Source organism: Pseudogemmobacter hezensis, assembly GCF_013155295.1.
Classification (GTDB): Bacteria; Pseudomonadota; Alphaproteobacteria; order Rhodobacterales; family Rhodobacteraceae; genus Pseudogemmobacter; species Pseudogemmobacter hezensis.
The window spans coordinates 244,341-268,907 of sequence record NZ_JABJXT010000003.1 but is presented as its reverse complement, the minus strand read 5'-3'; the positions used below and the strand labels follow the sequence as shown (position 1 = coordinate 268,907).

The following is a 24,567-nucleotide window of genomic DNA, read 5'->3' as shown; positions in this document are numbered from 1 at the left end:
GGGGGCTCGGGGAAGGCCCCTGCCCCCGAGGTGCAAGCGCTGGCCGCAGCTGGGCCACGGCTGCTGGGCCCGACTGCTGCCCCCCGACTGCTGGATCCCCGACTGCTGGCCCCCGCGTCTGGACCCCGCGTCTGCCCCCCGTCTGGACCCCCGTCTGGACCAGGGCGTCGCACTCTGCCATTACTGGCCGCCAGCAAATGACCCCGGTCAGACAGGAGCATGATATGAGTTTCGGCAAAGGCCATCACCTGCATCTGATCGACGGTTCGGCCTATATCTTCCGCGCCTATCATGCTTTGCCGCCGCTGACGAAATCCGACGGCACCCCCGTCGGCGCGGTTCAGGGCTTTTCCAATATCCTCTGGGGCGAGATCACCAAAGAGCGCAGCTCTGGCGCGGCCACCCATATTGCGGTGATTTTTGACCATTCAGCCAAGACCTTCCGCAATGATATCTACCCGGAATACAAGGCAAACCGCCCGCCACCGCCCGAGGATCTGCGCCCGCAGTTCCCCCTGACGCGCGAGGCGACGCGGGCCTTCAGCGTCGCCTGTATCGAGGTGCCGGGCTATGAGGCCGATGACATTATCGCAACGCTGGCCCGTCAGGCGGTTGAGGCGGGCGGATCGGCGACGATCATCTCATCCGACAAGGATCTGATGCAGCTGGTGCGCCCTGGCGTCGATATTCTGGAACCGATGAAGAACCGTCAGATCGGCCCCGATGAGGTGTTTGAGAAATTCGGCGTCGGCCCGGACCGGGTGGTTGATGTTCAGGCGCTGGCCGGGGATTCGGTCGACAACGTGCCGGGCGCGCCGGGGATCGGGCTGAAAACGGCGGCTTTGCTGATCAACGAATATGGCTCGCTTGAGGAACTGCTGGACCGCGCGGGCGAGATCAAACAGCCCAAGCGCCGCGAGACGCTGATCGAGAACCGCGCCCAGATCCTGACCTCGCGGCAGCTGGTCTCGCTGGATGATCAGGTGCCGATGGAGGTCAGCCTGGACCAGCTGGAGGTCACAAAGCCCGACCCCGAAAAGCTGCTTTCCTTCCTGACGCAGATGGAGTTCCGCGGCCTTTCGCGCCGGGTGGCCGAAAAGCTGAAGGTCGAGGTGCCGGTGATCGAGGCCGCAAAGCCCGCCGCCGCCGCGCAGGTGGCTGAGGTTGAGCATCCCGCGATTGACGCCTCGCAATATGTCACCATCACCGATCATGCGGTGCTGGATGCCTGGATCGCGCGGATCGAAGAGATCGGCCATGTCGCGGTCGATACCGAGACCACCTCGCTGGATGAGATGCAGGCCGATCTGGTGGGCATCTCGCTTTCGGTCGATCTGGGCAAGGCCGCCTATATTCCGCTGGGCCATGTGACGGGGGGCGATGACCTCTTCGGCGCGGCCACGCGGGTCCAGGGCCAGCTGGACATGGCTCAGGTTCTGGCAAAGCTGAAACCCGTGCTGGAAAACCCTGCGATCCTGAAAATCGGCCAGAATATCAAATATGACTGGAAGATCTTCGCACGCGCCGGCATTCGCATCAGCCCTTTCGACGACACCATGCTGATGAGCTATGCGATGTTCGCGGGGCTGAACAATCACGGCATGGATGAGCTGTCTGAGAAATACCTCGGCCACCACACCAAGCCGATCAAGGATCTGATCGGGGCGGGCAAATCGCAGGTGACCTTTGACAAGGTCGATATCGCGGCGGCCTCGGCCTATGCGGCGGAAGATGCCGATGTGACGCTGCGCCTCTGGCATGCGTTCAAACCGCGCCTGCACCGCGAAAAAGTCACCACCGTCTATGAAACGCTTGAGCGGCCGCTGGTCAGCGTGCTGGCCGAAATGGAGATGGCAGGCGTTAAGGTCGACCGTGACACGCTTTCGCGGATGTCGAACGCTTTTGCGCAGAAGCTGGCGCAATATGAGGATGAGATCGTTGAAATCGCCGGGGAAAAATTCAACCCCGGCTCGCCCAAACAGCTGGGCGAGGTGCTCTTTGACCGCATGCAGGTGCCGGGCGGTGAAAAGGGCAAGACCGGGGCCTATGGCACCGGCGCCGATATCCTCGAAGACATCACCACGATGGAGGACAGCCATCCGCAAGGCGCGAAGCTGGCGGCAAAGATCCTTGACTGGCGTCAGATTGCAAAGCTGAAATCGACCTATACCGATGCGCTGCAGCAGGCGATCAACCCCGAAACGGGGCGCGTTCACACCTCATATTCCATCGCGGGGGCGAATACCGGCCGCCTGGCCTCGACCGATCCGAATCTGCAAAACATCCCCGTGCGCACCGAAGAGGGCCGCCGCATCCGCGAGGCCTTTGTCGCCCCTGAAGGCCGGGTGCTGGTCTCGCTGGACTATAGTCAGATCGAGCTGCGCATCCTTGCCCATATCGCCGATATCCCGGCGCTGAAGCAGGCCTTCCGCGACGGCCATGACATCCATGCGATGACCGCCTCGGAGATGTTCGGCGTGCCGCTGGAGGGGATGGATCCGATGATCCGCCGCCAGGCCAAGGCGATCAACTTCGGGGTGATCTACGGCATTTCCGGCTTTGGCCTGGCGCGCAATCTGCGCATCCCCCGCGCCGAGGCCCAGGGCTTTATCGACCGCTATTTCGAGCGTTTCCCCGGCATCCGCGCCTATATGGATCAGACGATCGAATTTGCGAAAAAGCATGAATTTGTGCAGACGCTGTTTGGCCGCAAGATCAACACGCCGCAGATCAATGCCAAAGGCCCCGGCGCAGGCTTTGCCAAACGCGCCGCGATCAACGCGCCGATCCAGGGCACAGCCGCCGATGTGATCCGCCGCGCGATGATCCGTATGCCCGCCGCCATCCAGGGCATCGACGCACGGATGCTGTTGCAGGTGCATGACGAACTGCTGTTCGAGGTGGCCGAGGATCAGGCCGACCGCCTGACCGCCATCGCCAAAGAGGTGATGGAGACCGCCTCTGATCCGGCGGTGCGCCTCGATGTACGTCTTGAGGTCGAGGCAGGCCGGGGCCGCAACTGGGCCGAGGCGCATTAAGCCCGGGCCCTGTTGCGCCTTCGTTCCGCGCCTTACATCGATTCGTCGAAGATCCCGACCAGCGTCCAGCAGGGCGTCTCTTTGAAATACCAGGTGGTGCGCTCGCCATTGTCGGTGCCGCGCAGAACCACGGCCTTGCCGCCCTCATGATCAGAGATCTGCATCTCCAGGCCCTGGCCTTCCAGCCGCGAGGTGTTAGGCATCACCGGCCAGAGCACCTCGGAAAGCGGCTCTGTGCTGCGGGTGTAATAGGGCTCGGCCTCGGCGGTCGGGTCGATCACATCGACGACCAGCGGATCGGCGGTTGCGCCCTCCTGGAAGATGATCTCATGGCTGAACCGGGCCAGAAAGGCGTCAAAATCGCCGGTCAGGCACAGCTTTTCATCGGCCAAAGCCGGGCTTGCGACGCTGGCAAGGATCAGGGGCAGGATTGCGTTCAGGCGGCTTTTGATAAGACGGGGCATCGGGGGTCCATTTCGCGCTTACGTCCGCCCGACCGGGCGACGGCGCAACAATGGCACAGCCCCTGACCGGGTGACCAGTCAGGAAATCATCAGCCCAGGGTCAGATGTGACTGCGATTGCGGCTGTCAGTGATCGTCATGCGCATGGGCGCGGTCGATCTCAAAGCGGCGGTCGCAATAGCCGCATTCGACGAAACCCGTGTCATGCGGGATCGCAAGCCAGACGCGCGGATGACCAAGCGCACCCTCGCCGCCGTCGCAGGCCACTTTCCAGGTGGTGACGATTTTGGTGTCCGGAGGAGGCAACGACATTGCGATATTCCTTTGGCAGGCGGGTGGCAGGCTGGCTTGGCCCCATATTACCCAGGCCTGCGCCGCTCACAAGTGGGGGCGATGATCAAGGCAGCCTCAGCCCGGGAAGAGATCGGCCTGCCCCTGGGGCGGGCGCGGTGCATCAAGGCCCAGGTGACGCCAGGCTTTGGCCGCCAGCATCCGGCCGCGCGGGGTGCGCTGGATCAGGCCCTGCTGCAAAAGATAGGGCTCGATCACCTCTTCCAGCGCGTCGCGCGGCTCTGACAAAGCGGCGGCGATGGTTTCGACGCCCACCGGGCCGCCGCCATAATTTTCCGCCAAAAGCGTCAGATAGCGCCGGTCCGCACCATCAAGGCCGATATTGTCGACCCCCAGCCGGGTCAGCGCCCGGTCGGCCAGCTCACGTGTGATGCGCCCGCCCGCCTCGACCAGGGCGAAATCGACCACCCGGCGCAACAGCCGCCCGGCGATACGCGGAGTGCCACGGGCGCGGCGGGCAATCTCGCGGCAGCCAGGCTCATCGGCCTCGACGCCCAAAAGCCGCGCCCCGCGCGAGACGATCAGGAAAAGCTCATCCTCAGTGTAGAATTGCAGCCGGGTCGGAATGCCGAAGCGGTCGCGCAGCGGCGTGGTCAAAAGGCCCAGCCGGGTGGTTGCGCCGACCAGCGTGAAGGGCTGCAGATCAATGCGCACCGTGCGGGCGGCGGGCCCCTCGCCGATCACCAGATCCAGCGCGAAATCCTCCATCGCGGGGTAAAGCACCTCTTCGACGACCGGGGAAAGGCGGTGGATCTCATCGATGAACAGCACGTCGCGGGGTTCAAGATTGGTCAGAATCGCCGCCAGATCACCAGGCCGCGCCAGCACCGGGCCCGAGGTCATGCGAAAACCCACCCCCAGCTCGCGTGCCATGATCTGCGCCAGGGTGGTCTTGCCCAGGCCCGGCGGGCCGTGGAACAGCGTGTGATCCATCGCCTCGCCGCGCATTTTCGCGCTTTCGATAAAGACACGCAGATTGGCGCGGGCCTCGGCCTGGCCGACAAATTCCTCAAGCACCTGCGGGCGCAGGGCACGGTCACTGTCTTCGGGCAGGCGGTCGGGGCGCAAATTCGGATCGGGCTGGGTCATGGCCGGAACAATCCCCGAACAGCGCGCCATTTGCAAGCCGCGTTACCCGCGCAGATCCACCATCTCAGGGCGATGCCGATTGGCATCGCCAGGAAAGATCACAAGGATCAGCCCCAGGGATCCTGGTTAACGCCGGGCCGGCCCGATGCGCCATTCCTGCGCCCGGTTTTCGGCAGGCTGCTGGGGCTGAGGCCGCCCTCTTGCCCGCGCGGGGCAGCATCCCGAGGGGCGCGTGATTCGGTGAAAGCCGCGCCGGGGCGCAGTTTCATCAGGGCGGCAATCCGGTTTTCGGTCGAGGGGTGGGTTGAAAACAGGTTATCCGCGCCGCGCCCGTTCAGCGGATTGATGATGAACATATGCGCCAGCGCCGGGTCTTTCTCGGCAGGTTCATTCATCCGCCCGCGTGCCAGCCCCTCGATCCGGCGCAGGGCCGAGGCCAGCCATTCCGGACGGCCGCAGATCTCTGCCCCCAGCTTATCGGCCTCATATTCACGACTGCGCGAAATCGCCATCTGCACGATCCCCGCCGCCATTGGTGCAAGGATCATCAGCGCAAGGGTGCCCAGCATGCCGCCCGGACGCTCGCGGTCCGAGCTGCCAAAGAACATCGCAAAATTCGCCAGCATCGCAATCGCGCCGGCAAAGGTCGCGGTGACCGTCATCGTCAGCGTGTCGCGGTTTTTGATATGGGCCAGTTCATGCGCCATCACCGCCGCGATCTCTTCGCGTGACAGCGCCGCCATCAGGCCCGTCGTCGCGGCCACGGCGGCGTTTTCGGGGTTGCGCCCGGTGGCAAAGGCATTGGGCTGATCGGTCTCCATTATATAGACCTTCGGGCGCGGCATCCCGGCGCGATCGGCCAGCTGATTGACCATATTGACCAGATCCGGGGCCGAGCGCTCATCCACCGCCCGCGCCCCCGTCATCCTCAGCACCGCCTTATCCGAGTTCCAGAAGGTCCAGAGGTTCATCCCCCCCGCCACCAGCAGCGCGATAATCGCCCCGCCGCTGCCGCCGATCAGAGCGCCAATCCCCATGAACAGCGCCGTCAGCACCGCCATCAGAACAAATGTGCGCATATTTCCCATCGTCAGCCCGTCTCCCTGATTGCGGCGCGAAACGCCCGTCTTTGACATATGGAGAGCCTGACGCCCGAGACAAGATCCCCGGCCAGGATCAGCCCCCGATCAACTGCCGATCCTCTGCCAGGACTCAGCTGCCCAAAATCAACCGCCCGGAATCAACCGTCCGAAATCAGCGCGGCGCGAGGCGTTTCAGCGCCAGCCGGATCAGCGTCGCGGTATCGGCATCGGGTGTCTCGCCCGAAACAGTCGCCACCGCCTCGGCGGCATCACCCGGACCATAGCCCAGATTGGCCAGCGCCGAGAGCGCATCGGCGGCAAAAGCCGCCCGCTTTGACGCCTCGGATGGGGGTTTCGGGGTGGCTTTCGGGGCGGCCTTTGGCACGGGGGCCGCCTCTGGCTCTTCCAGCACCGGCGCGTCGCCATGGGCCAGCCCCGCGCCCCGCGCCATCAAAGAGGGCGCTTTCGATTTCAGCTCAAGGATCACCCGCTGCGCCAGTTTCGGCCCGACGCCAGGCGCCGCCTGCACCGCCCGCGCATCGCCCAGCGTGATCGCCCGCGCCACGCCCTCGGCCCCAAGCGCGCCGAGGATCGCCATCGCCGCCTTGGCACCCACGCCCTGCACGGTCATCAACAGCTTGTGCCACTCTTTTTCCAGCATGGTCGGAAAGCCGAACAGCTGCAAAAGATCCTCACGCACCAGAAGATCGGTATAAAGCGCGACCATCTCGCCCTCGGGCGGCATGCCCGCCAGGGTGCGGTCCGAGACATGCAGGATATAGCCCACGCCCCGGCAGTCGATCAGCACCGTATCGAGCCCCTTCCAGTCCAGCCGCCCCGTAATCTTGCCAATCATCCGCCAATCCCTCTTAAACGGCCGCCTTGCGCAGCGCGGCCTGCAACCGGCCCGCGCTTTGCATGTGATGCGCGTGACAGATCGCAATCGCCAGCGCATCCGCCGCATCCGCCCCGGCGATTTTTGCGCCCGGCAGCTGCAGCCGTATCATATGGTCAATCTGTTGCTTAGCGGCATGGCCGACGCCGACCACCGTTTTTTTCACGGCATTTGGCGCATATTCCCCGACGTCCAGCCCGAATTGCGCCGGAACCAGCAGCGCAATCCCCCGCGCCTGGCCCAGTTTCAGCGTCGCCACCGCGTCTTTGTTGACGAAAGTATGCTCGACCGCCGCCGTTTCCGGGGTCCAGGCGCGAAACACCTCGGTCAGCTGAAAATGCAAAGAGGCCAGGCGGCGCGACAGATCGCCGGTTTCCGCATCGGAATGGCAGATGCCGTTTGCGACATGGGTGATGCGGGCCCCGGCCACGTCAATCACCCCCCAGCCCAGGTTCCGCAACCCCGGATCAATGCCGATAACACGCATGCCTGCCCTCTTTTTGCTTTTGAACAGCATTAGCACGAAAAGAGAACATCCGCCAATCGTGAAGTTTCCGCTTGCACAGGATTCGCCATGGGTGCAGATTCGGACCTGAAAGCGACACTCTCTCCGATGTCGCCGACGCAATGCTGCAGCTGCAGCATCGACCCTTTGCAAATCATGTCAAAATTGTGTCCTGAGGCATGCAATGGCTGCATTGCGGGCTTGCTGGCGCGTGGCTTGTTTTGCACATTCCGCCCAGTTATCTGACTGCACGAGGCGAAAGACGCCCGTATATTACGCAGTTTGAAAACAAAGGAAACAGTCCCATGGCCGCCATCGAAACGAGCCGCCCTGCGCCGTTCGGCGCCATCACGACATACCGCGCTGTGAACGGCGTGGGTGGCATTCTTGCTACCCTCAAAGCCTGGAACGACGCGCGCGTCACCCGCAAGGCCCTGTCGAAACTCACCGACCGTGAGCTTGACGATATCGGCCTGTGCCGCGGTGACATCGAGATGCTGGGTCGCTGAGGTAACACTCAGTTCCCCTGACCGAACGGGTCACAGGACAAGTAAGGGACCGCACCTTGGCAGAATGCCATAGGCGGTCCTTCTGCTTTTCTGGGCCCTCGTTTTCCTGCCCCCCCGTTTTCCTGGCTATCTGGCTCCTGGCCCCCGGCTTTCGCTCCCCGGTTTGGCCCCAGTTTTTCAACCCGCACCTTTTGGCAGCTGTATTCGGTCGCCATTCAGGATTTTGGCCTGCCCATTCCTCAGCCCAGCCCGTTCCTCAGCCCAGCCTGCTTTTCAGACCAGCCTGCTTTCGCACCAGGCGCTTTTTTTCAGCCCGTAAGAAACAGAAAACCCGCCAGCGGCACGGGCCATGGCGGGTTTCATTCAGATTTGTTCTGGTTCATCACCGCAGGAACGCGCCCGATTGCGGTGCCTTCGTCAGAGGCCGGATTGGCCATGCACCTGCGGGAAAACCTCACCCAGGAAAGCGGCGATCAGCCGGGTCACCGGGTCAGAGGTCATGATGCCTGCCGCGATCGGGTCGAAGTTATTGCCCATGGCCATGCCTGCAACCCGCTCTTCATAAACGCTCTCGCCGACATAGAAAAAGATCGCGCCTTTCATGACCCAGCCGAGCAGAACCATGAAAAGGAAAGAGCGCACCAGCTTGCCGAACGAACGCTGGCGACGCCAGGTTGCCGAGCGGCCAAGCGTTCCCCTGGCCTCAAAGCCGTAACCCTTACGGTGAGCCTTCTCGATCCGGCGAACCCGTCCGGCGAAATTTTTAAAACCAGGGTCAGCCAACGACATAACCAACTACTCCCATGGCCCCCGCCATAAGGAATTCCTAAGGTTTAATTGTGGCAAAAGTGGGGCATGGCCACTTCCGGCCGGGCGGATGCCGAAAATTTCACGTGTGTTTTCATCAATTTACACACGCTCCATGATCAATGCAGACCATTCGCCCAGATCGTTTCTGTCTTGCAAACGAAAGCCTGCCACATTGTAGCTTTCAATGATCGTCTCGGCCTGCACCACCAGCAAACCGGACAGAATCACCCGCGCGCCGGGGGCCGTCATCCGCGCCATGGCCGGGGCCAGCTCGACCAGCGGGCCTTTCAGGATATTGGCAAAGACCAGATCCCAGGGGGCCTCGGCCTTCAGGCGGCGATGATCAAAGCCTGCCGCCTCAAGGCATTCGATGCGGCCCTCAAGGTCATTGATCGCCACATTGGCCTTTGCGACATCCACCGCCACCGGGTCGATATCCGAGGCGATCACCAGCGCTTCAGGCAGCATTTTTGCCGCAGCCATCGCCAGAACAGCGGTGCCCGCGCCGATATCGGCGACTTTGGCAGGGCGGAAGCCCTCTTCATAAAGCTTGTCGAAAGCCAGCAGGCAGCCCAGCGTCGTGCCGTGATGGCCGGTGCCAAAGGCCATGGTCGCCTCGATCTGCAGGGCAACGCGGCCCTCGGGCACCTTATCGGCATCATGGCTGCCATAGACAAAGAAGCGCCCGGCATCGACGGGGTGCAGCTCGCGCTGCACTTTGGCGACCCAGTCGACCTCTGGCAGCTCGGAAATCAGGAAGCTTTTCGCGCCATGGGCGGCCGCCAGGATATCCAGCACGATATCATCGGGGGTCTCCAGGAAGTAAGCGCCCACTTCCCACAGGCCCGAACCATCCTCGACCTCGAAGACGCCAACGCCGTAGGGCTCTGGCTCCATATCCTCGATCGCCTCGCCAAGGGCGCGGGCCGCTTCCTCGCCGGTGAGTGTCGTCAGGGCGGACCAAGTGGGCATCTTTGCTCTCCGGCTGAAAATCTGGTTCCGAAATCTGGTTCCGGTCGTAGTCCTGACGCCGCCCCCGGTCAAGTTGACAGGCCGTCTTATGCTGGGCCAAAGGCGGCGGCGATCCGCATGCTTGCGGCGCATCCGGCTTCGCGTCAGACTTGGGCCAACAACAGCCGGAGCCCACCCCATGTCAGACGATCTGCGCGACGCCGCCACCCGCATCCGCGCCAATGCCTATGCGCCCTATTCCGGCTTTCAGGTCGGCGTGGCCCTGCGCAGCGAAAGCGGCCGGATCTTTACCGGGGTGAATGTCGAGAACGTCGCCTACCCCGAAGGCACCTGCGCCGAGGCCGGCGCCATCGCCGCCATGTGCGCCGCGGGCGAGCGCCGCATCGCCGAAGTTTTCGTGATCGCTGACAGCCCCGAGCCGGTGCCCTGCTGTGGCGGCTGCCGCCAGAAGATCGCCGAATTTGCAGGCCCCGATGTGGCGGTGACGCTGGCCACCACCGACGGCAAAACCCTGGTGATGAGCGTGGCACAGCTGCTGCCGGGGGCCTTCGGGCCTGACCATATGGCCCGTGCCACGGCTGCGGCGCAGGGCTGAAATGCAGGCCGCCCGCATCATCGCCACCATCCGCGACGGCGCAACGCCCCCGCCCGAGGCGCTGCGCTGGTTCGCCATGGGCCTTGCCTCGGGCGAGGTTTCAGACGCCCAGGCGGGGGCATTTGCGATGGCCGTGCTGCTGCGCGGCCTCTCGGATGAGGGGCGCGTCGCGCTGACGCTGGGCATGCGCGACAGCGGGCGACGGCTGACCTGGACGCTGCCCGGCCCGGTGGTTGACAAGCATTCAACGGGCGGGATCGGCGATTGCATCTCGCTTTTGCTGGCGCCCGCGCTGGCGGCCTGTGGGGCCTATGTGCCGATGATTTCGGGGCGCGGCCTTGGTTTCACCGGCGGCACGCTCGACAAGCTGGAAGCGATCCCCGGCTATCGCACCGCCCTGCCCGAGGCTGAATTTCGCCTGCAACTGCAGCAATGCGGCTGCGCGATTGTGGCCGCGACCGAGGCCCTGGCCCCGGCTGATCGCCGCCTTTACGCGATCCGCGATGTGACGGGCACGGTGGAAAGCCTCGATCTGATCACCGCCTCGATCCTGTCGAAAAAGCTGGCGGCCGGGCCTGAGGCGCTGGTTCTGGATGTGAAATGCGGCTCGGGCGCGTTTATGAAACAGCCCGAGCAGGCCGAGGCGCTGGCCCAGGCGCTGGTCTCGGTGGCCCAGGGCGCGGGTTGCGCGGCGCGGGCGCTGATCACCGATATGAGCCAGCCCCTGGCGACGGCGGCGGGCAATGCGCTTGAGGTGATCGAAGTGATGGAGACGCTGACCGGGTCTGCGGTCAATGCCGATCTGCGGCTTTTGACGGGCGAGCTGGGCGGCGAGGCGCTGGCGCTGGCCGGGCTGGCGGGCGACACCAGCGAGGGCATGCAGATGATCCTGGCCGCGCTGGACACTGGCCGCGCCGCCGAGGTCTTTGGCCGCATGGTCGCAGCCCAGGGCGGGCCTGCGGATTTCGTCGAGCGCTGGCCCGACCGTCTGCCGGCCGCCCCGGTGGTGATCGAGGTGACCGCGCCCGAAGGTGCGGCTGGCGGTATCATCACCGCGATTGACGGCGAGGCGCTTGGCCATGCGGTCGTCGCCCTTGGCGGCGGGCGTCGCCATGAGGGCGACCGGATCAACCCGGGCGTCGGTCTGTCCGATCTGGCGGGCCTCGGCGATGAGGTGGCCAATGGCGCGGCCCTGGCGCTGGTTCATGCCGCCGATACCGCCAGCGCCGAGCGGGCGGTTGCTGCTGTGCAACAGGCCTATCGCATCGGGACCGATATCACAGCAGAGACCACGCCTGGCGACGGGCCGCTTGTGCTGAAAAGGATCGGCTGAATGGCGCGTGCCTTTCTGATCGTGCTTGATTCCGTCGGCTGTGGCGGCGCGCCTGATGCCGCCGTCTTTGGCGACGCAGGCGCAAATACCCTGCTGCATATCGCCGAGGCCTGCGCAAATGGCACCGCCGATCAGGGCCGCAAAGGCGCGCTGCATCTGCCAAATCTCGACCGACTGGGCCTTGGCGCGGCCATCGCCCTTTCAGGCGGTCAGGCCGCACCCGGCCTAAGCGCCACCGGGCCTGCGGCGCAGGGCAGCTTCTGGGGGGCAGCCCAGGAGGTTTCCAACGGCAAGGACACGCCCTCGGGCCATTGGGAGCTGGCAGGCGTCCCCGTTCCCTGGGACTGGACGCTTTTTCCGGACCGCCAGCCCGCCTTCCCCGAGGATCTGGTGGCCGAGGTCTGCCGCCTGGCGGGCGTGGACGGGATCCTTGGCAACTGCCATGCCTCGGGCATTCCGGTCATCACCCGCTTTTGCGCCGAGCATCAACGGACCGGCTGGCCGATCTGCTATACCTCGGCCGACAGCGTCTTTCAGATCGCCGCCCATGAAGAGTGGTTCGGGCTGGAGCGGCTGCTGAAGCTCTGCGCCGATCTTGCGCCCTTTTTGCACCAGCGTCGTGTTGGGCGGGTGATCGCGCGGCCCTTTACCGGCGATTGCGACAATTTCCGCCGCACCGCCAATCGCCGCGACTTTGCCCATGCGCCCCCCGCGCCGACCCTGCCCGAACATATCGCCGCCGCTGGCGGGGCCACCCATGGGATTGGTAAAATTGGCGATATTTTCTCGATGCGTGGCATTGGCAAACTGTGGAAAGGCCAGTCCGACACCGATCTCTTTGAACATCTGGTCACGCTGGGGGATCAGGCCGAAGAGGGGGCGCTGGTCTTCGCCAATTTCGTCGAATTTGACACGCTTTATGGCCATCCCCGCGATGTGGCAGGCTATGCGCGGGCGCTGGAATGGTTCGACGCCGCCCTGCCCCGGTTCCTGACCCGGCTGCGCCCGGGCGATCTGGCGGTTTTCACCGCTGATCACGGCAATGACCCGACCTGGAAAGGCACCGAACACACCCGCGAGCGGGTTCCCGTGCTGGGTTTTGCCCCGGGTGCGGCCCCTGCGGGCAGCATCGGGGTGCGCGCCTTTGCCGATGTCGGCACCAGTGTCGCCGCGCATCTGGGGGTCGCATTGCCAGGGCCCGGCCGGTCGTTTTTGTGAAATGTCGCATGGGGGCTCTGCCCCCATACCCCCGGGATATTTAAGGACAGATGAATGGATGAGTTCAGGGCGCTGCCAAAGGTCGAATTGCACCTGCATCTGGAAGGGGCGGCGCCGCCCTCTTTCATTCGCGGGCTGGCGGCGGAAAAGCATGAGGACATCTCTGGCATCTTTGGCGCCGATGGCGGCTATGCCTGGACGGATTTCTTTCATTTTCTGAAGGTTTACGAGGCGGCCTCTTCGGTTCTGCGCAGCCCCCGCGATTATCAGCGGCTGCTGCTTGCGGTGGCGGAAGAAAGTGCGGCCTCGGGCGTGGTTTATAGCGAGATTTTCGTCTCGCCCGATCTGTGCGGCGGCGGGGACACCGAGGCCTTTGGCGATTATATGGCGGCGCTGAAAGAGGCCGCCGCCGAGGCCGAGCGCGGATTTGACGTGACATTTCGGGTGATTGCGACACCGATCCGCCATTTCGGGCCGGAAAAGGCGCGGGCGGCGGCGCTTTGCGCGGCCGAAAAGGCGGGCGATTTCCTGACCGGGTTTGGCATTGGTGGCGATGAGACCCGCCTTGAGCCCGCCGATTTCGCCTGGGCCTTTGACTGCGCCCGCGAGGCCGGGCTGCGGCTGACCGCCCATGCGGGCGAATGGCGCGGCCCCGATGGGATCCGCGACACGCTGCGCGCCCTGCGCCCCGAGCGGCTGGGGCATGGGGTGCGGGCCATCGAGGATCTGGCCCTGGTGGATGAGCTGGCCGAGCAGGGCATCGTGCTTGAGGTCTGCCCGGTCTCAAATATCGCGCTTGGGCTTTATCCGGATATGCGCCGCCATCCGATCAGTGAGCTGGACCGGCGCGGCGTGAAAGTCACCATCTCAAGTGATGACCCGCCGTTTTTCCACACCAGCATGGCCCGCGAATATGCGGAAATGCACCGCGCTTTCGACTGGGATGAGGGTCAGTTTCACAAGATCACCGCCCAGGCGCTTGACGCGGCTTTCTGTGACGCGGATACGAAAGCGCGTATAGCCAAAAAGCTGGAGGCCTGAACATGTCGGACAATCTGACCTCAAACTATCTTACCGTGGTCACCCATCCGCTGGTTCAGCACAAGCTGACGATCATGCGGGCCAAAGAAACCTCGACCGCGAGCTTTCGCAAATTGCTGCGCGAGATCAGCCTGTTGCTGGCCTATGAGGTGACCCGCGAACTGCCGATGACCACGCGCCGCATCGAGACCCCGATCGAGCCGATGGACGCCCCCGCCATTGAAGGCAAAAAGCTGGCGCTGATCTCGATCCTGCGGGCCGGAAACGGGCTGATGGACGGCATCCTTGAGTTGATTCCCGCCGCCCGTGTCGGTTTCATCGGCATGTACCGCGATCCCGAGACCCTGCTGCCGGTGCAATATTACTGCAAATTGCCCGAGCATCTGGAAGAGCGGCTTTCGATTGTTGTCGATCCGATGCTGGCCACCGGCAATTCATCGGCGGCAGCGATTACGCTTCTGAAACAATCGGGGGCGACGAATATCCGCTTCCTCTGCCTGCTGGCGACACCCGAGGGAATCGCCAAAATGAAGGCCGAGCATCCCGACGTGCCGATCGTCACCGCATCCGTCGACAGCCACCTGGACAGCCACGGCTATATCGTTCCGGGTCTGGGCGATGCCGGCGACCGGATGTTCGGAACAAAATGAATCACTCTTATCCCCCGAGTCACCCTCGGGGGAGGTCCAGCGCCCTTTACTCAACAGCGGAATGCCTTAAAATTCCATTAAGCTGCCCTGGGAGTAAATTTGATGTCTGGAAAGGTCTTTTCCGCCGCTTTTTTGGTGGTGGTCAGCCTCGCTGCAACGGCGAATGCCGACCTGAGAGGCCCGGCGGAACTGCCACCGTCGGGCTATAATGGTCAACAATATGTAGACAGCCGTGGCTGTGTTTTCCTGCGTGCCGGGCACGGCGGGCGGCAGACATGGGTGCCGCGCGTCTCACGTGATCGCAAGCAGCTTTGCGGCTTTGCGCCCTCGGGCCGGGCTGTTGAAACGGCGGAATCCGCACCCGCTGTGGTTGTGCCGCCCGTTGCCGCAACCACGCCCGCCCGGACCCAGGCGGGCCCGACCAGCTTCGGGCAGGCGCAGGGAAATTCTGCGGCAAAATCAAGGCCCGGCGCCCCTTTGCCGCTGCCAGGCCCGATGCAAAGTGCTTATGATCGCGCGGGCGGACGGCCTGCCGGAAGTGGCACGATCGTCACCCGTGGCCAGATGCCGGCCCCGGCTATCGCCGCCGCTGCGCCCCGCGTCGCAGCACCTGCACCCGGCCCGACCCGCGCTGCAGCCGCTGCCGCCGCCAGCAGCAATGGCTATCGCATCGCCTGCCCGGCCTCGGCCCCGGTGCCACAAAGATTTCGTGTCGAGGACGGCGGCACCCGCACGCTTTGCACCCGTGGCGATGGCACTTTGGCAGGGGCCACCTTCCCGCGCCTGGTAGAGGGCCGCCTTGCGGGCCGCGATATCGGCCCCGACAGCTGGAGCGGGGTCGCAACCTCGACCACGACGGGCCAGAGGATCACCGTTCAGCCGCGCTATGCCACGGCGCGCCAGGACATGATCCCGACACCACCGCCCGGCTATAAGCTGGCCTGGGATGATGACCGTCTGAACCCAAATCGCGGCAAGCAAACCACCAAGGGCATCGCCGACCAGGAGAAGATCTGGAGCCGCACCAGCCCCGCCGTGCCCCATATCGGCAATGGCAACCGCAGGGTCATGCTGAGGCTGCGCGACATTGACGGCAACCTGGTCGAGCGCCCCGGCATCGTGATCGCCACGGCGGCGGATGGCACCCGCACCGTGCGTCTGCTGGGCGATGGCCAGCTGTCGAAGTCGTCGAAATCCTCAGCCGAGCTGATCAATGTGCCCCCCGCCGGTCAAAGCCGCAGCGCCGCAGCCCCCGCCCAGCGGGTGATCAGCGCAGCCGGCCCCAGCTATGCCCGCCCGCCCGTCCAGGCCACGGCCCCTGCGGCCAGCGGCCAGATGTTCGTCCAGGTGGGCACTTTTGGCGTGGCCTCGAATGCTGAGGGCACCGCCGGGCGGTTGCGCGGCATGGGCCTGCCGGTCGCCCGCTCGACGCTGCGCGGCGGTGCTTTGCAGGTGGTCTATGCCGGGCCCTTCGCCTCGGCAGGTGAGGCGAGCGCCGCGCTTTCGCAGGTGCGTGGTGCGGGCTTTGGCGATGCGATCCTTATCCGGTAATCAGATAAGCCACTGAAAAGACAGTGGTATAAACCCATGACAGCAAAGCCCCCCGGTCAGTCCGGGGGCCTTTTGCGTCTTACATCAGTGAAAGTCTGGCATGCGTGAAAGTCTGGCAAGCGCGAAAGGACGTCTCAGCCTTCGCTGCAAACCGATTGCAGCGCCATCCAGCTGTCATCGGGCAGCAGCGGGCTGAGGGTGCCGTCAGGCACATCTGCGGCTGCCAGCGCCGCCGCCTCTTCGCCGCCACCATGCGCGGCCAGCCAGTCGGCATAGGGGCCGATCCGCAGCCCGGCCGTATTGAAGGCCCCGGCCAGCACCGGAACCGATGGCAGCGCGGCCTCATTGCGCAAAAACTCTTCGCCAAAGCCATCAAGGGCGCTGGCGGGCAGATCGCCCGAGGTCAGCAGCTCAAACGTCGCCCTGAGGCCCGCGTGATAAAGCAGCCCATGCATCGGATCGCTTTGCTTTGCCCGCAGCCCCTCGATCAGCGCTGCGCCTGCCAGGGCATCGGGCGCATCCTCTTCGATCAGACTGCGCGGCAGCAGGATCACACCGCCGGGCAGATGGGCAGGCCGTGTCAGCCCCTCGGGCAGCACGAAAAGGATTGGCGTATTCTCGGCGCCAAACACCCGTTCAGACAGTTCGGCCAGCGCCGGAAGCCCAAGCTCGCCCGTGCAGGGCGTTCCGGTCAGGCGGGTCACCTCATCCAGCGCCCGCATGCCCAGCTCTGCCCGTTTGGTCGGCGGCACCACCGAAACCGTATGCGAGACCAGCACCCTGGGCAGAACGAAAGTCACCAGCCCCGCCAGCGCCAGCAGCGAGGCCCCGATCAGCAGCCCGCGCAGCCGCCCCGGATGCGGCCTTGCCGCCCGCACCGCCGATTGCACCATTTTCAGCGCCGCCAGCATATGCTCGTCGTCGATTTCAACCGATTCCGGGCTGTCCTCGCCGGGCGCGAAAATCGCCGGTTTCTGGCCGGGATTGATCCGCTGCACCGCAGGCAGCGACCAGTGGCTAAGCGCCCGGCCAGAGCGAAAGTCGCTGATCACCAGCGTCGCCTCGCCCATCAGAACGACCACCTCACGGCGCTGACCCTCGGGCGTGTCACGCCAAAGGCCAATCGATTCCAGCCGCTGATATTTGCTCAGCGCGGTTTTGGAACCTGTCACTGAGGGACCACCCGTTCGTCTTTTCATAACACGACCTTAGCCGCCCCGCGCCCGGGCCACAACGGTCCTGTCAGGGCTTGCGCCGGCAGCCGCTGCCCGCAGCCCGTAGCCTGCCACCAGCTCAGGCGGATGCGGCCTGCGGCATGGCGCATGTCGCAATCAGACGCGCAGCGATGGGCAGGGCAGGCATGAAGGGGGGAATAAGGGAGTAAGCGCCGATGTCATACGTCCAGATCCTTGCGCCAGAGCGCATCATTCCGGCTGTGGGGCTGACGCTGATCTATGCGGCGATGATCGGTTTCAGCGACAATTACGTGCGCGAGATCGCCGATGACACCGGGCTGTGGCAGTTTCACCTGACCCGCAGCCTGATGGCGCTGATGCTGATGGCGCTGGTGGCGATCCCGCTGGGGCTGCGGTTGCGGCCTCGGAACCCACTGGCGGTTGCGGCCCGCGCAAGCCTTCAAGGCATTGCAATCATTATTTATTTCGGCGCAATTGCCTTCATGCCCGTGGCGGTGGCTGCAGCAGGGCTGTTCACCGCGCCGATCTTTGTTCTGCTGATCTCTCGCCTTGTCTACGGCGAGCATATCGGCCCCGCCCGCATCATCGCGGTACTCCTGGGCTTTGCCGGGGTGGTGCTGGTGCTGGGCCCGCAAGCCCTGAGCCACGCAGGCCCGGCGGCCTTGCTGCCGGTGATGGCCGGGGCGCTTTATGCGCTGGCCAATATCGCCACGCGGCGCTGGTGCGCTGATGAAAGCGCCGAATGCCTGCTGGCAGCGTTCTTCATCAGCCTTGGGCTGCTGGGGGCGATGGGCCTGGCGGCGCTGGCGCTCTGGCCGCTGCCCGTGGCCGAGGGAACTGACGGATTTGTGACCCGAGGCGCCGTCTGGCCAGGGGCTGATTATCTTTTGTGGATGCTGATGCATGCCAGTTTCTCGGCCATCGGCGTCGGGCTGTGCACCAGGGCCTATCTGATGGCCGATGCCAGCCGGATCAGCGTGGTTGAATATATGGTGCTGCCGACCTCAGCCTTTTGGGGCTGGATCATCTGGCAAGAGCAGCTGGGCCTTGCCACCTGGGCCGGGATCATCCTGATCATCCTGGCGGGGGCCGTCATCGCATTGCGGGCCGCACAAAGCCCGGACATGGCAGGCGACCAGGGTCTGCGCAGCCAATAGCCGCCCGAAACGGGCCTGACTTTTTCACCTTCGGCCGGGCCGAATGACGCCTGACGCAGATAGCCCCAATATGCAAAGCCGCCGGAAGAATGGGGGCATGGCCGCACACCATTTACCTGCAGGCAAGGCCCGCCACACCACCAACACCGACCAGACCTGCGGAGGCCACCGCAGCCGATCAGCACCTTTCAGCCTGACCGGACCCCACCCCAACCCGAGACACACCGGGATTCGCGGCGCATCAATCACTCACTATCACCCCGGTCGCCCGGCATGACCTTTATCGGTGACAAAGCCTTACAGTCAGCTTAATGGGAAAAGATTGAATGATATCGGGCGGCTGCGCCCCCTACTGCAGATCCGGGGCATAATTGCCATCCCCCGCCATGGATGAGGTGGCGCATGAGCGTCGAAAGCTATCTGAAAAAACACACCGAGACCCTGGTGAAGGATGTCGGAATCGAGGCCGCCTGCGCCCTGACCGGCAAGTCAAAGGCGACGCTGGGGCGTTACTACTCGGACAGCAATGAGCATGAGGACCGTTTCATGCCGATTGACGTGGTCGCCCAGCTGGAGGCCGCCGCCCGTTTTCCCCATGTCACATCGGCGCTGGCCGATCTGCGCGGCATCACGCTGGCCTATGACAATGACCGCAAAGAGCCCGAGACCTCTGGCATCAACCAGGATGTGGTGGCGCTGGCGCAGCGCTTTGCCATGCTGATGAGCGAATACAACCTGGCGATTGCCGACGGGAAAATCAGCGTCAATGAATCAAAGCGGCTGCTGCGCGAGACAATCGCCATCCAGCATGTTCTCTTGCAAATGAAGCTGAACCTGGAAGATGAGGCGACCTGACGGGCCGGCAGATCCGACACCGATCAGCACGAAAAAGGGGCGCCCGAAAGCGCCCCTTTTCTTTGGCCAGGGTTGTCCTGGCCTTGATTTCCTCAGCCGCGGGCCTTCGGGCGACGTGCCGGCCCCTGGCCACCACCGCCTTGCGGTCTGGCTGCAGCCTGACCGGGGCGCCCGCCCTGCGGCTTGCCGCCACCCGGGCGCGAGGCCTTGGGTGCAGGCGGTTTCGACCCGGCCTTCTGCCCGCCCCGGTTCTGCCCGCGCGCCTGGTGTTGCCCGCGATTTTGCCCCGGCTTTGGCGTGGCCGCGATCACATCAGCCGCCCAGGGCGCACCACCCAGCACCGGAAGCGGCTTTTTCAACAGCTTTTCAATCGCGGCCAATTCGTCCATCTCGGCAGGCGAGCAGAAGCTGATCGAAGAGCCAGAGGCCCCGGCCCGCGCCGTCCGCCCGATGCGGTGGACATAGTTATCAGGCACATTCGGCAGGTCGAAATTATAGACATGGCGCACGGTCGGAATGTCGATCCCGCGTGCGGCGACATCGGTGGCGACCAGAACATCAACCTCGCCGGATTTGAACTCGGCCAGGATGCGGTCGCGCTGGTTCTGGCTGCGGTTGCCGTGGATCGCGCCCACCTTAAAGCCCCAGCCGCCCAGCACCTTGGCCAGCTTATCCGCGCCATGTTTGGTGCGCGAGAAGACCAGCGCCTGCTCACCGGGGTGCTTTTTCAGATATTCCTCAACCAGCCGTGCCTTGTCGCCATTGGGGATGTAATGCACGCCCTGGGTGACTTTTTCGGCGGGCTTGCCGGGCGGCGCCACCTGCACCTTGACCGGATCGCGCAGATAGGTATCGGCGATTTCCGTGATATCCTTGGGCATCGTCGCCGAGAACATCATCGTCTGGCGGCGCACCGGGATATATTTCGCGATCTGCCGCAGCGAGTGAATGAAGCCCATATCCAGCATATGGTCGGCCTCATCCAGCACCAGATAGCCGCATTTCTCCAGGCTGACATCGCCGCGCCCGATCAGGTCGATCAGGCGACCAGGGGTTGCGACCAGCACATCAGCACCGCGCACCAGCGCCTGGGCCTGCTTGTTGATCGAGGCGCCGCCCACCACCATCACCACCTTCACCGCCGTTCCCTGCGTGAACATGGTCAGGTTGTCCTTGATCTGGGTCGCCAGCTCGCGCGTTGGCACCAGGATCAGGGCGCGGATGTTTTTCGGCCCCGGCGGATGGCCGAGGTCCAGGATACGATGCAAAAGCGGCAGGCCAAAGGCCGCCGTCTTGCCGGTGCCGGTCTGGGCCAGCCCCATCAGGTCTTTCCCGGCCATGATATGCGGGATGGATTGCGCCTGAATCGGCGTCGGGGCCTTCAGCGGGGTCTTTTCCAGCGCGGCCAGAATTTTCGGCGAAAGGCCGAGGTCTGCAAAACTTGTCATGGTCATTCCATACGTCAAGGATGACAGCACACCCTCGCCCCCGGAGAATACCGGAAGCCGTGCGCGCCGTCGGCGCCCCTGCGTGATGGTGGGAACCTGGGTGTCCGGGCCTGTCAGTGCTCACGCGGCACGGCCCCTTAGACAGCGCCCAAATGGGGGAGAATGTGCCAAAAGTCAAGTGATCGCCGCCAAAGGGCCGAAGGCCGCCCCGTCAGAACAGCAAAAAGCCGCCCCGAAAGGCGGCTTTTGCAGTGCAACAGGATGGCAACAGCGCCGGGCTTAGCCCTGCAGCGTGCGCACACCATAGCCTTCGCTGCGGGCCTTCATCGCGGCAACGGCAGCGACACTGGCGGCGGCGGTGGTGAAATAGGGGATCCGGTCCATCAGCGCGACGCGGCGAATGTCGCGGCTGTCGGCGATGGACTGGCTGCCCTCGGTCGTGTTCATCACCAGTGCGATATCTTCGTTTTTCAGGCGATCGACGATATTCGGGCGGCCCTCATAGACTTTGGCGACCGATTCCGCCTCGACGCCCTCGGCCTTCAGCCAGGCCGCCGTGCCGCGCGTTGCGGTGATGGCAAAGCCCATGGCGATCAGGTCGCGGGCGGCATCGGCCAGCGCTTTGGTCTTGTCGGCGTCTTTCACCGACAGGAACACGCGTCCGGTTTCCGGCAAAACCATGCCCGCCCCCATCTGCGCCTTAAGGAAGGCCAGCGCGAAGGTGCGATCCCAGCCCATAACCTCGCCGGTCGAGCGCATTTCCGGCCCCAGCAGCGGGTCAACACCGGGGAAGCGGGCGAAGGGCAGCACCGCCTCTTTCACCGAATACCAGGGGGTGATCGGATCGGCCAGCGTCATCGCATCGGCCAGCGGCAGCGGGCTGTCGGGGCCGACATCGGCGGCATAGGGGGCGCGTTCCGGGAAGGCCGAAAGCTTCTCGCCCGCCATCAGCCGCGCTGCAATCGAGGCAATCGCCGAATCGGTCGCTTTGGCCACGAAAGGCACGGTGCGCGAGGCCCGCGGGTTCACCTCAAGCACGTAGATCACTCCGTCCTTGATCGCAAACTGCACGTTCATCAGGCCAACGACCTGCAGCGCAATCGCCATCTGCACGGTCTGACGCTTCAGCTCTGCCACGGTTTCAGCTGACAGCTGGTGCGGCGGCAGGCAGCAGGCAGAATCGCCCGAATGGACGCCGGCCTCTTCGATATGTTCCATGATTCCAGCGACATGGACCGCTTCACCATCGGAAAGCGCATCCACATCCACCTCAACCGCGCCCGAGAGATAGCTGTCGAGCAGCACCGGGCTGGTGCCCGAGACCTGCACGGCGGTGGCGATATAGCGCTCCAGCTGGGCGTCATCGCGCACGATTTCCATCGCGCGGCCGCCCAGCACGTAAGACGGGCGGATCACCAGCGGATAGCCGACGCGGGCGGCGATCTCAAAGGCCTCGTCGCGGCTGTGCGCGATGCCATTCACCGGCTGTTTCAGGCCCAGATCGTTCAGCAGCGCCTGGAACCGCTCGCGGTCTTCGGCGAGGTCAATCGCGTCAGGCGTGGTGCCGAGGATCGGGATCCCCTCATCCTTCAGCGCCTGCGCCAGTTTCAAGGGCGTCTGGCCGCCGAACTGCACGATCACGCCATGCAGCGTGCCATTCTCCTGCTCGACGCGCAGGATTTCCAGCACATGTTCCAGCGTCAGCGGTTCAAAATAGAGACGGTCCGAGGTGTCGTAATCGGTCGAAACCGTTTCCGGATTGCAGTTGACCATGATGGTCTCATAGCCCGCCTCGGTCAGCGCGAAACAGGCGTGGCAGCAGCAGTAATCGAACTCGATCCCCTGGCCGATCCGGTTCGGGCCACCGCCCAGAATGACGACCTTTTTCGCAGCCGAGGGGCGCGATTCGCATTCCACATCGCCCATCGCGGGCATTTCATAGGTGGAATACATATAGGGCGTCTGCGCCTCGAACTCGGCGGCGCAGGTGTCGATGCGTTTGAACACCGCCGTCACGCCCAGGCCTTTACGGGCGCGGCGCACAGCCGATTCCGCCTGGCCCGTCAGCCGCGCCAGACGTGCATCGGTAAAGCCCATGATCTTCAGGTTGCGCAGACCTTCGGCGGTTGCGGGCAGGCCATGCGTGCGAATTTCGTGTTCCGCATCAATGATTTCGCGGATCCGCGCCAGGAACCAGGGATCGAAAGAGGTGATCGCCTGGATCTCGTCATTGGTCAGACCGTGACGCATGGCTTGCGCGATCACGCGCAGACGGTCCGGGGTGGCCACGCTCAGCGCCTTGGAAATCGCGGCGCGGTCGGGGGCGCCTGCAATCTCGATCTCGTCAAAGCCGCTCAGCCCGGTTTCCAGCGAGGCCAGCGCTTTTTGCAGCGATTCGTGGATGGTGCGGCCGATTGCCATCACCTCACCCACCGATTTCATCGCCGTGGTCAAAAGCGGCTCCGAGCCGGGGAATTTCTCAAAGGCAAAGCGCGGGATCTTGGTCACGACATAGTCGATCGACGGCTCGAAGGACGCAGGCGTGACCTTGGTGATGTCGTTGTCCAGCTCATCCAGCGTATAGCCGACCGCCAGTTTCGCGGCGATTTTCGCAATCGGGAAGCCCGTCGCCTTGGACGCCAGCGCGGACGAGCGCGACACGCGCGGGTTCATCTCGATCACGACCATACGGCCGTCTTTCGGGTTGATCGCCCATTGCACGTTCGAGCCGCCCGTCTCGACCCCGATCTCACGCAAAACGGCGATCGAGCCGTTGCGCATGATCTGATATTCCTTGTCGGTCAGCGTCAGCGCGGGCGCGACGGTGATCGAATCGCCCGTATGCACGCCCATCGGGTCGATGTTCTCAATCGAGCAAACGATGATGGCGTTGTCGGCGGTGTCGCGCACCACCTCCATCTCATATTCTTTCCAGCCGAGCAGCGATTCATCGACCAGAACCTGCGCCATCGGCGAGGCCTCAAGGCCGGATTTCACGATGGCCTCGTAATCGTCGCGGTTATAGGCGACGCCGCCGCCGGTGCCGCCCAGCGTGAAGGCAGGCCGGATAATCGCGGGCAGGCCGATATGTTCCAGATCGGCCATCGCCTTGGCGATACCGGCTGCAATGTCGTATTTGCCGTTCGCCAGCTTCGGCGCGGCAACGATGGTGGCCTTGGGGTTCTCAATCCCCAGACGGTCCATCGCTTCGCGGAACAGCTTGCGATCTTCTGCCATTTCAATGGCTTCGCGCTTGGCGCCGATCAGTTCCACGTTGAATTTGTCAAGAACACCCATATCCGCCAGCGCCAGCGCGGTGTTCAGGCCCGTCTGCCCGCCCATGGTCGGCAGGATCGCATCGGGGCGCTCTTTCTCGATGATCTTGGCCACCACTTCGGGGGTGATCGGCTCGATATAGGTGGCATCCGCCAGGCCCGGATCTGTCATGATCGTCGCCGGGTTCGAGTTCACCAGGATCACCCGGTAGCCCTCTTCGCGCAAAGCCTTACAGGCCTGGGCGCCCGAGTAGTCAAACTCGCAGGCCTGACCGATCACAATAGGCCCCGCACCGATAATCATGATCGAGTGGATATCTGTCCGCTTCGGCATGTCGGGAACCTCAGTTTTTTTGGGCTGGCTGTCGCTAAATCGACCGGGGTTATAGACCGGGCCAGCAGGGGCGCAAGGGGTAAACCGACACCTGCTGCACCAGGGCCAGCAAGCGCGGGCCAAAGCGGCGCACTGGGCCCGGGTCAGGTCAAGGTCAGGCCCGGGTCAGACAGCGCAAAACCCAGGCACTATTCTGGCTG

The 24,567-nt window shown here is 64.1% G+C and carries 21 protein-coding genes; 10 read left to right on the top strand and 11 right to left on the bottom strand.

The genetic code is table 11. The features are described 5' to 3' along the window. Positions 1-224: 224 nt before the first annotated feature. Positions 225-3,038, top strand: a complete 2,814-nt coding sequence (gene polA, locus HOY34_RS05185) for a DNA polymerase I (protein WP_172360491.1) — start codon at positions 225-227, stop codon at positions 3,036-3,038. 32 nt (positions 3,039-3,070) lie between these two features. On the opposite strand, the gene HOY34_RS05180 is transcribed toward polA, so the two are convergent. The 6 genes from HOY34_RS05180 to ruvC form a co-directional block, all read right to left on the bottom strand. Continuing rightward, entirely contained in the window at positions 3,071-3,502 is a 432-nt protein-coding gene (locus HOY34_RS05180; RefSeq protein WP_172360489.1) for a hypothetical protein, read from the bottom strand. A gap of 125 nt (positions 3,503-3,627) precedes the next feature. Continuing rightward, complete coding sequence (locus HOY34_RS05175; protein ID WP_172360487.1) at positions 3,628-3,813, bottom strand: zinc-finger domain-containing protein; 186 nt, start codon at positions 3,811-3,813, stop codon at positions 3,628-3,630. 96 nt (positions 3,814-3,909) lie between these two features. After that, positions 3,910-4,941 (bottom strand): Holliday junction branch migration DNA helicase RuvB, encoded by a 1,032-nt coding sequence (gene ruvB / locus HOY34_RS05170; protein ID WP_172360485.1) that lies wholly within the window; start codon positions 4,939-4,941, stop codon positions 3,910-3,912. A gap of 107 nt (positions 4,942-5,048) precedes the next feature. Continuing rightward, the gene (gene htpX / locus HOY34_RS05165; RefSeq protein WP_172360701.1) at positions 5,049-6,029 is read right to left on the bottom strand and encodes a zinc metalloprotease HtpX; all 981 of its coding nucleotides are present in this window, start codon (positions 6,027-6,029) and stop codon (positions 5,049-5,051) included. Positions 6,030-6,195: 166 nt separating this feature from the next. Continuing rightward, positions 6,196-6,879 (bottom strand): Holliday junction branch migration protein RuvA, encoded by a 684-nt coding sequence (ruvA, locus tag HOY34_RS05160; protein WP_172360483.1) that lies wholly within the window; start codon positions 6,877-6,879, stop codon positions 6,196-6,198. Positions 6,880-6,892: 13 nt separating this feature from the next. Beyond that, the gene (ruvC, locus tag HOY34_RS05155) at positions 6,893-7,405 is read right to left on the bottom strand and encodes a crossover junction endodeoxyribonuclease RuvC (protein WP_172360481.1); all 513 of its coding nucleotides are present in this window, start codon (positions 7,403-7,405) and stop codon (positions 6,893-6,895) included. Positions 7,406-7,728: 323 nt separating this feature from the next. On the opposite strand from ruvC, the gene HOY34_RS05150 reads away from it, so the two are divergent. Continuing rightward, positions 7,729-7,932 carry a DUF1127 domain-containing protein gene (locus HOY34_RS05150; protein WP_172360479.1) on the top strand — a complete coding sequence of 68 codons (204 nt, stop codon included), beginning with the start codon at positions 7,729-7,731 and terminating at the stop codon, positions 7,930-7,932. A gap of 417 nt (positions 7,933-8,349) precedes the next feature. Here the strand turns inward: HOY34_RS05150 and HOY34_RS05145 are convergent, their stop codons facing one another. Together HOY34_RS05145 and HOY34_RS05140 are read right to left on the bottom strand one after the other, a co-directional pair. Then, on the bottom strand, positions 8,350-8,721 hold the full coding sequence (locus HOY34_RS05145; RefSeq protein WP_172360477.1) for a hypothetical protein: 372 nt from the start codon (positions 8,719-8,721) through the stop codon (positions 8,350-8,352). Positions 8,722-8,841: 120 nt separating this feature from the next. Then, a complete protein-coding gene (locus HOY34_RS05140) occupies positions 8,842-9,714 on the bottom strand; it encodes a 50S ribosomal protein L11 methyltransferase (RefSeq protein ID WP_172360475.1) in 873 nt (290 codons plus the stop codon). 178 nt (positions 9,715-9,892) lie between these two features. Between HOY34_RS05140 and HOY34_RS05135 the strand changes: the two genes are divergently transcribed. The 6 genes from HOY34_RS05135 to HOY34_RS05110 all read left to right on the top strand — a co-directional run bounded on the left by HOY34_RS05135 (position 9,893) and on the right by HOY34_RS05110 (position 16,102). Continuing rightward, positions 9,893-10,309: a cytidine deaminase gene (locus HOY34_RS05135; protein ID WP_172360473.1), complete on the top strand. Its 417-nt coding sequence runs from the start codon at positions 9,893-9,895 to the stop codon at positions 10,307-10,309. Between the two features lies 1 nt (position 10,310). Continuing rightward, a complete protein-coding gene (locus tag HOY34_RS05130; RefSeq protein ID WP_172360471.1) occupies positions 10,311-11,642 on the top strand; it encodes a thymidine phosphorylase in 1,332 nt (443 codons plus the stop codon). Next, a complete protein-coding gene (locus HOY34_RS05125; protein ID WP_172360469.1) occupies positions 11,643-12,860 on the top strand; it encodes a phosphopentomutase in 1,218 nt (405 codons plus the stop codon). A gap of 54 nt (positions 12,861-12,914) precedes the next feature. Then, a complete protein-coding gene (locus tag HOY34_RS05120) occupies positions 12,915-13,901 on the top strand; it encodes an adenosine deaminase (RefSeq protein WP_172360467.1) in 987 nt (328 codons plus the stop codon). Positions 13,902-13,915: 14 nt separating this feature from the next. Then, a complete protein-coding gene (gene upp, locus HOY34_RS05115; RefSeq protein WP_172360699.1) occupies positions 13,916-14,551 on the top strand; it encodes a uracil phosphoribosyltransferase in 636 nt (211 codons plus the stop codon). A 102-nt stretch (positions 14,552-14,653) separates the two neighbouring features. Next, on the top strand, positions 14,654-16,102 hold the full coding sequence (locus HOY34_RS05110; RefSeq protein WP_172360466.1) for an SPOR domain-containing protein: 1,449 nt from the start codon (positions 14,654-14,656) through the stop codon (positions 16,100-16,102). Positions 16,103-16,236: 134 nt separating this feature from the next. Here HOY34_RS05110 and HOY34_RS05105 read toward each other — a convergent pair whose 3' ends face one another. Then, entirely contained in the window at positions 16,237-17,274 is a 1,038-nt protein-coding gene (locus HOY34_RS05105; protein ID WP_172360464.1) for a hypothetical protein, read from the bottom strand. 218 nt (positions 17,275-17,492) lie between these two features. Here HOY34_RS05105 and HOY34_RS05100 point away from each other — a divergent pair, with 218 nt between their 5' ends. Together HOY34_RS05100 and HOY34_RS05095 are read left to right on the top strand one after the other, a co-directional pair. Next, on the top strand, positions 17,493-18,455 hold the full coding sequence (locus tag HOY34_RS05100) for a DMT family transporter (protein ID WP_216654645.1): 963 nt from the start codon (positions 17,493-17,495) through the stop codon (positions 18,453-18,455). Positions 18,456-18,857: 402 nt separating this feature from the next. Beyond that, complete coding sequence (locus HOY34_RS05095; RefSeq protein ID WP_172360462.1) at positions 18,858-19,310, top strand: hypothetical protein; 453 nt, start codon at positions 18,858-18,860, stop codon at positions 19,308-19,310. A 92-nt stretch (positions 19,311-19,402) separates the two neighbouring features. On the opposite strand, the gene HOY34_RS05090 is transcribed toward HOY34_RS05095, so the two are convergent. Next, positions 19,403-20,758, bottom strand: a complete 1,356-nt coding sequence (locus HOY34_RS05090) for a DEAD/DEAH box helicase (protein ID WP_172360460.1) — start codon at positions 20,756-20,758, stop codon at positions 19,403-19,405. A 279-nt stretch (positions 20,759-21,037) separates the two neighbouring features. Then, positions 21,038-24,367 (bottom strand): carbamoyl-phosphate synthase large subunit, encoded by a 3,330-nt coding sequence (carB, locus tag HOY34_RS05085; RefSeq protein ID WP_172360458.1) that lies wholly within the window; start codon positions 24,365-24,367, stop codon positions 21,038-21,040. Positions 24,368-24,567 lie beyond the last annotated feature (200 nt).

What these genes read in the sequence shown, in the direction of transcription:
- ruvC (WP_172360481.1), bottom strand. Translation starts at nt 7,405, where the DNA reads ATGCGTGTTATCGGCATTGATCCGGGGTTGCGGAACCTGGGCTGGGGG.
- HOY34_RS05135 (WP_172360473.1), top strand. Translation starts at nt 9,893, where the DNA reads ATGTCAGACGATCTGCGCGACGCCGCCACCCGCATCCGCGCCAATGCC.
- HOY34_RS05100 (WP_216654645.1), top strand. Translation starts at nt 17,493, where the DNA reads ATGTCATACGTCCAGATCCTTGCGCCAGAGCGCATCATTCCGGCTGTG.
- HOY34_RS05175 (WP_172360487.1), bottom strand. Translation starts at nt 3,813, where the DNA reads ATGTCGTTGCCTCCTCCGGACACCAAAATCGTCACCACCTGGAAAGTG.
- polA (WP_172360491.1), top strand. Translation starts at nt 225, where the DNA reads ATGAGTTTCGGCAAAGGCCATCACCTGCATCTGATCGACGGTTCGGCC.
- HOY34_RS05140 (WP_172360475.1), bottom strand. Translation starts at nt 9,714, where the DNA reads ATGCCCACTTGGTCCGCCCTGACGACACTCACCGGCGAGGAAGCGGCC.
- HOY34_RS05145 (WP_172360477.1), bottom strand. Translation starts at nt 8,721, where the DNA reads ATGTCGTTGGCTGACCCTGGTTTTAAAAATTTCGCCGGACGGGTTCGC.
- htpX (WP_172360701.1), bottom strand. Translation starts at nt 6,029, where the DNA reads ATGGGAAATATGCGCACATTTGTTCTGATGGCGGTGCTGACGGCGCTG.
- HOY34_RS05150 (WP_172360479.1), top strand. Translation starts at nt 7,729, where the DNA reads ATGGCCGCCATCGAAACGAGCCGCCCTGCGCCGTTCGGCGCCATCACG.
- HOY34_RS05095 (WP_172360462.1), top strand. Translation starts at nt 18,858, where the DNA reads ATGAGCGTCGAAAGCTATCTGAAAAAACACACCGAGACCCTGGTGAAG.
- HOY34_RS05120 (WP_172360467.1), top strand. Translation starts at nt 12,915, where the DNA reads ATGGATGAGTTCAGGGCGCTGCCAAAGGTCGAATTGCACCTGCATCTG.
- HOY34_RS05110 (WP_172360466.1), top strand. Translation starts at nt 14,654, where the DNA reads ATGTCTGGAAAGGTCTTTTCCGCCGCTTTTTTGGTGGTGGTCAGCCTC.
- HOY34_RS05090 (WP_172360460.1), bottom strand. Translation starts at nt 20,758, where the DNA reads ATGACAAGTTTTGCAGACCTCGGCCTTTCGCCGAAAATTCTGGCCGCG.
- ruvB (WP_172360485.1), bottom strand. Translation starts at nt 4,941, where the DNA reads ATGACCCAGCCCGATCCGAATTTGCGCCCCGACCGCCTGCCCGAAGAC.
- carB (WP_172360458.1), bottom strand. Translation starts at nt 24,367, where the DNA reads ATGCCGAAGCGGACAGATATCCACTCGATCATGATTATCGGTGCGGGG.
- HOY34_RS05180 (WP_172360489.1), bottom strand. Translation starts at nt 3,502, where the DNA reads ATGCCCCGTCTTATCAAAAGCCGCCTGAACGCAATCCTGCCCCTGATC.
- ruvA (WP_172360483.1), bottom strand. Translation starts at nt 6,879, where the DNA reads ATGATTGGCAAGATTACGGGGCGGCTGGACTGGAAGGGGCTCGATACG.
- HOY34_RS05125 (WP_172360469.1), top strand. Translation starts at nt 11,643, where the DNA reads ATGGCGCGTGCCTTTCTGATCGTGCTTGATTCCGTCGGCTGTGGCGGC.
- HOY34_RS05130 (WP_172360471.1), top strand. Translation starts at nt 10,311, where the DNA reads ATGCAGGCCGCCCGCATCATCGCCACCATCCGCGACGGCGCAACGCCC.